Annotated in this window: 3 protein-coding genes, 1 tRNA gene and 1 pseudogene; 3 read left to right on the forward strand and 2 right to left on the reverse strand. The window is 58.7% G+C overall.

Going from position 1 to position 5097, the window contains the following annotated elements; all coding sequences use genetic code 11:
• The first annotated feature begins 512 nt into the window (after positions 1–512).
• Positions 513–1658: pseudogene (locus tag WB528_RS04720) on the forward strand (acyltransferase family protein).
• Between the two features lie 56 nt (positions 1659–1714).
• Here the strand turns inward: WB528_RS04720 and WB528_RS04725 are convergent.
• Both WB528_RS04725 and WB528_RS04730 read right to left on the reverse strand, forming a co-directional pair.
• On the reverse strand, positions 1715–2050 hold the full coding sequence (locus WB528_RS04725) for a hypothetical protein (RefSeq protein WP_423887269.1): 336 nt from the start codon (positions 2048–2050) through the stop codon (positions 1715–1717).
• Positions 2051–2149: 99 nt separating this feature from the next.
• A tRNA-Gln gene (locus tag WB528_RS04730) sits at positions 2150–2223 on the reverse strand.
• A 701-nt stretch (positions 2224–2924) separates the two neighbouring features.
• Between WB528_RS04730 and WB528_RS04735 the strand changes: the two genes are divergently transcribed.
• Positions 2925–3485, forward strand: coding sequence for a plasmid pRiA4b ORF-3 family protein (locus tag WB528_RS04735; protein WP_423887270.1), 561 nt, complete (start codon positions 2925–2927; stop codon positions 3483–3485).
• A gap of 346 nt (positions 3486–3831) precedes the next feature.
• Positions 3832–5097, forward strand: a 1266-nt coding sequence (locus tag WB528_RS04740; protein ID WP_423887271.1) for an MHYT domain-containing protein, incomplete at its 3' end; no start/stop codon positions are given.

Genomic DNA, 5097 nt, shown 5'->3' on the forward strand with positions numbered 1-5097 from the left:
GGTTGAACCGCTCGCCGCTCGCCGTGCGCGGGCTGTAGCTGTAGACCGAGGCGACGCCGGTCTCGGCGTGCGCCACAGCGACGCGCAGACAGCCGCATAGCGCGGCGAGCGCGAGGCGCGTCACTTGGGATGCTTTAGTGGCTCTGCGGGCTTGGCGGGGGCCGTAGGCGGCTTAGCCGCATCCGTCTTAGCCTTGACGGCTGCCGCCTGGGCGTCGCGCTGTGCCTGCGTCAATGCCGCGAAGGCATCAACCGAGACTTTGAGTGGCAGTTCGCCCAAGCCCGCGACGACGGCTCAATATTCCTGCGAGGTCAGGGTGACGGTGACGGGAAGCGGGGCGGGCTGTTGTGCAAAAAGCCGGGATGGCGATGGCGCACAGGATCGCGAAGGCGAGAAGAGATCGCATGTCGAATAGCCTCTTGGATGGATGAAGGGGCCGGTTAAAGCGCACTTGACTAGCGCGACAGAACCGCCACAACCTGAGCGAGGGGGTGGGTGGGAAAGCGGCCTAGATGCGAAAGCAGGACGTTCCAAGCTTGACCGCGTTGCGGTTCATCGCGGCAACGTGCGTCTTATGGAGTCACCTCTCGGCTCATTTTAATTTATGTCACGCTGCCGTTTGCCCGATGGCCGTCTCGAGCTGGCGGACCGGCCGTCTCGGCATGACATTGTTTTTCGTGCTCAGCGGTTTTGTCATTCACTACAATTACGGCGACAGCGTCCGCACGATGACACGGCGAGCGCTGTAGTCTTTCGCGGTCGCACGGTTTGCGCGGCTTTACCCGCTCTACGTTGCCGTAATTGTCGTTGACGCTATCTATTTCAACAGTTGGTTCGCGCCCTACGACTACTGGGGCTACACACTGACGCTGACGCAAAGCTGGTTTCCGTTTCGCGGCACTAACACTCAATACCTGGCTTCGCAGCATGTCGGCTTGGCGTGGTCGATCAGCGTCGAGGTATTCTTGTATTTCTGCTATGTGGCAGTGTGCCGACCGCTCGGCAGGCTCACGAGCACAAGATCGATTTTGGTTGCGATTTCCGCGCTGGTGGTTGTCTCTACCATCGGCTTCGGGGTCGTCTTGCTGCGTATTCAGGCGTGGCAGGATTGGGATTGGACTTTCTATATCTCCCCTTATTGCCGCATCCCCGAGTTCTTTCTTGGCGCATTGACCGCAGCACTTTTTCAGAAAGTCCCGAAGGCCAATGTCACACTGCTGGGCTGCGCATCGCTCGCCTGGGTGCTAACGTTCCTGTTCGGGCCGGCCATTTTTCCGCGCAATATCGGCGATCTTTATCACCTGTGTTGGATGTTCGCGCCGGGTGTCGCCGGCCTGATCTACACGTTGGCAGTCAAGCGTCACGCTTTCTTCGAGAACAAGGGCGTCCTCGTCCTCGGCGAGGCTAGCTACAGCATGTACCTGCTGCAGCCATACGTCATCGCATCCGTATTGCTCGCGGGCGGCGACATGACCAATGTCTGGGTTGTTGTGTCAAAATGTGCGCTGATATTTGTCTGGCTATCCGCCACCTCGATCGCGTCGTTCACCTGTCTTGAGGTCCCGGCCCGGCGCTTTATCAGATCGATGCTTAATCCGGATCGTCGTTTGCGCTACGATGCTGTTTCAGTGCCAACGTTCCCGGAACCCGCCGGCTAGGAGTGCGTTGCCGACCAGTAAGTCGTTAGGGCGACTGGTGCGGATGCGACCGACCGTCAACCAAAGACTTGTTGTAGGGCAGGCATTTTAACTGCCGCATCATCCCGATGTGAGGAATCTGCTTTTCGATCACCAGATGGCATTGCGCCGCGGTGAACGGGCCATAGTATCGCGCCATATTGATCGGGTGGCCCTGAAAACTGATCAGTATGTAGGCAAGCATCAGCATCTACTAGTGACCCTGCGACTTTCGCAAACGCCTCGAACTCGGCTTGCGCCTTGTCGAGCCGGTTGCCGGCATAGAGCATCCGCTCGACATGCTGGCCGTCCGCGGTCCAGACCTCGTTGGCGGTGCGCGGGTCGGTGGTTTCTTCGGCGAGATCGTCGGGCATTTGGGCTGTGCCGGTTTCTGTGTGTCCGGTTGTGCGCGGTTTGTCCCGAATGTCCGATCCGTCCGCGGTGCATAAGCTGTGTAAAATCAACGAATTCGTTGGCTGGGGAACTAGGATTCGAACCTAGATTCTCGGAGTCAGAGTCCGATGTTCTACCGTTGAACTATTCCCCAAAACTCTAGTAATTACAAAGAGATAGACCAATTGACATAAATTCTTAGGCACTTCACAGGCACCTGGTAATTTAGGGGCGGCCCCTCGCGTGGCGGCGACCGTTGTCGAGGGGTCGCCACCATGTAACGGGTTTCCGGCGCCTTTCCAAGCGTCTCACAAAATCGGTAGGTGACTCTTCGGCCAGGTGACCGGCTAAGCGGATTCCGGACTAACCCGTGCGCGGGGAAGCTCACGGAAATTGGAAAGAAAGCTCACGGATTTTGGAAGCGGTGGAGCTCACGGATTTTGCATGCCCAGGGCGGTCGCGGCTGCGGTACTTGGCTCTCGGTTTTGCGTCGGTGGAGGAGGGTGGTGAAATCAGGTGAGGTGACGCGAGGGTGGAGTGGCGTGGCGAGGGTTCGATTGAGTGAGGATGGAGCGGGGGAGGCGCGGGGATGGCGGATGGGAGTCTCGAAATTAAAAACCCCAGCTCGCAAGCGAGTCTGGGGTTATCGGTCGAGCACGGGGGCGACTTTGTGCTCGATCAACGGATGACAGCGTATTCTTGCACGCTGGACGGAGCCAATTACAAATCGGTAATGGTCACCGACAAAGCGTCGCAGCATCAATCGAACTCGTTCTGCGGGTGGAGGGGAGTGGGGCGAGGATGGCGAGGCGAGAGGGGAAGCGGAGCGTTATGTCGACTGCAGGGGAAGTTGCGGTGCTGCGGATCGAGCTCTCGGGCATTGAGCCGCTGATCTGGCGGCGGGTTGCGGTGCGCACGTCGATGACACTGACGCAGGTGCACCTCGTCATTCAAGCAGCGATGGGTTGGCTCGATTGTCACCTCTGGCATTTTGAGGCGGGTGGTTGCCGATATTCCATGCGGGTTGCTTCCGAGCCGGAGTGGAATGAGCGATATGAAGATGCGGCGCGCGTGACGCTAGGAGCGTTGCTGGAGAGTGGGCTGCGCCGTTTTGATTATGCCTATGACATGGGCGATGATTGGGAGCACTCGGTCATCGTAGAGAAGGTCGCTGCGCCGCTGCCCGGCGTGACGTATCCGCAATTTCTTGGCGGTGAGCGGCGCTGTCCGCCGGAGGATTGCGGCGGGCCGCCCGGCTATTTTGAATTCTTGAAAAATGTGTTGAGCAAACAGAAACGGCTGCGGGACCATGCGCTCGTTTGGTACGGCGGGCCGTATGACCCGGATGATATTGATGAGACGAAGATCGTTCGTGCGCTAGGGAGGATCGCGGGCAAACGGCGTGCGAAGCGCTGAGCTCGACGCGCCTTTCGCAATTGTCTTACTCTTGAGTTAGTTGCAAGCAGGCGGCTTTGATAACTGGCTCTCTTGCACGACGCGCTCATGCCGCTCGCTCGTAAGCTTTACGCGGTACTCAAGCTCACCGTCACGTTCCGGTAGTTGGCCCGTGACGGTACAGAGGCCGCCGAGGATTTGACCGAGACGCGAGGCTTGTAAATGTACGCGACAAGGGTTTTCTAACCACGAATCCGCTAGCACTTCGTATTTTCGAGGAGGTCGGCTGCATATTAACGCGTTGGAATACGAAATCGAACAAATTGCGCTCCGCTCAGGATGATCTCGACACGACGCGGTGCACGAAATGTTTACCGTCTACAGTTGCGTGGTGAATGACCATGATCTCCGGCTTGTGGTGCTGGCCGTTGTCATTTGCGCCCTTGCCTCTATCACGGCCATTACGCTGATCTATCATGTGCGCAAATCCGTCCACTACATGCGCTACGTGTGGCTTGCCGTGTCGGCGCTAGCAACCGGCTTTGGCATTTGGGCGACCCATTTCATTGCCATGCTGGCCTACGCGCCCGGAGTGCCGAGCGGATATGACGTCTCCCTAACCGTTGCTTCGCTGGTGCTTGCGATCGTAACGACTGGCGCGGGCTTCGCCGTTGCGCTGTCGTCGGCGCTGCCAGGAAGCCGGTTAATCGGCGGCATGATTGTCGGCGGCGGCATCGCTCTGATGCATTTCACCGGCATGTCCGCGTTCGAGATCGCGGGACGAATAGTCTGGAACCCCGCGTACGTTATCGCGTCCGTTGCGCTCGCCGAGATCATCGGGGCGGCTGCGTTGTCCGTCGGCTTGCATGACAATCTCGTCCGATATCGGATCTTCGGCGCCCTTCTGTTGACGGCAGCAATCTGTTCGCTTCATTTCACGGCAATGGCCGCCGTTTCGGTAGTTCCCGATCCCACCATCGAAGTGCCGAGCTCGGCGCTTTCCCCCGGGTGGCTCGCAGTCGCGGTCGCGCTCGCGAGCTCCACCATCATCATCCTTGCGTTCGCCGGATTGGCGCTCGACATTCGCGATCGGCGCCGCACGGAACTCGAAGCCGACCGGATGCGCGGTCTCGCCAACGCCGCCGTAGAAGGCCTGATCGTTTGCCAGGACGATGTCATCGTCGCCGTGAACAATAGCTTCGCGACTCTCGTGGGCGTGAACGTCGATGGCTTCGTCGGGACCAAGCTTGAGCAATATTTCCCTGACGAAGACACTCGCGGCCGACTGCTTGCACAGCAAAATCAGCCGGTCGAAACCGGTCTCATCCGGGATGAGGGGAAGGCCATAATTCCCGTCGAGCTCATTCAGCGGCCAATCGACTTCTCCGGCAAGCCGCATCACGCCATCGCGGTACGCGACTTGAGAGCGCGCAAACAGGCCGAACGGCACATCCATTTTCTTGCCCATCACGATGCGTTGACTGGGCTTCCGAACCGCACGACTTTCAACAAAAAGCTCGATTTGGAAATCGAGACAGCGCGCGCCGCACGACAGCTTGTCGCCGTTCTGTGTCTCGACCTCGATAGGTTCAAGGAGGTCAATGATCTTTTCGGACATGCCGAGGGCGACGTG

Origin of the sequence: Bradyrhizobium sp. (genome assembly GCF_049586575.1) — a bacterium.
Classification (GTDB): domain Bacteria; phylum Pseudomonadota; class Alphaproteobacteria; order Rhizobiales; family Xanthobacteraceae; genus Bradyrhizobium.

What these genes read in the sequence shown, in the direction of transcription:
- WB528_RS04725 (WP_423887269.1), bottom strand. Translation starts at nt 2,050, where the DNA reads ATGCCCGACGATCTCGCCGAAGAAACCACCGACCCGCGCACCGCCAAC.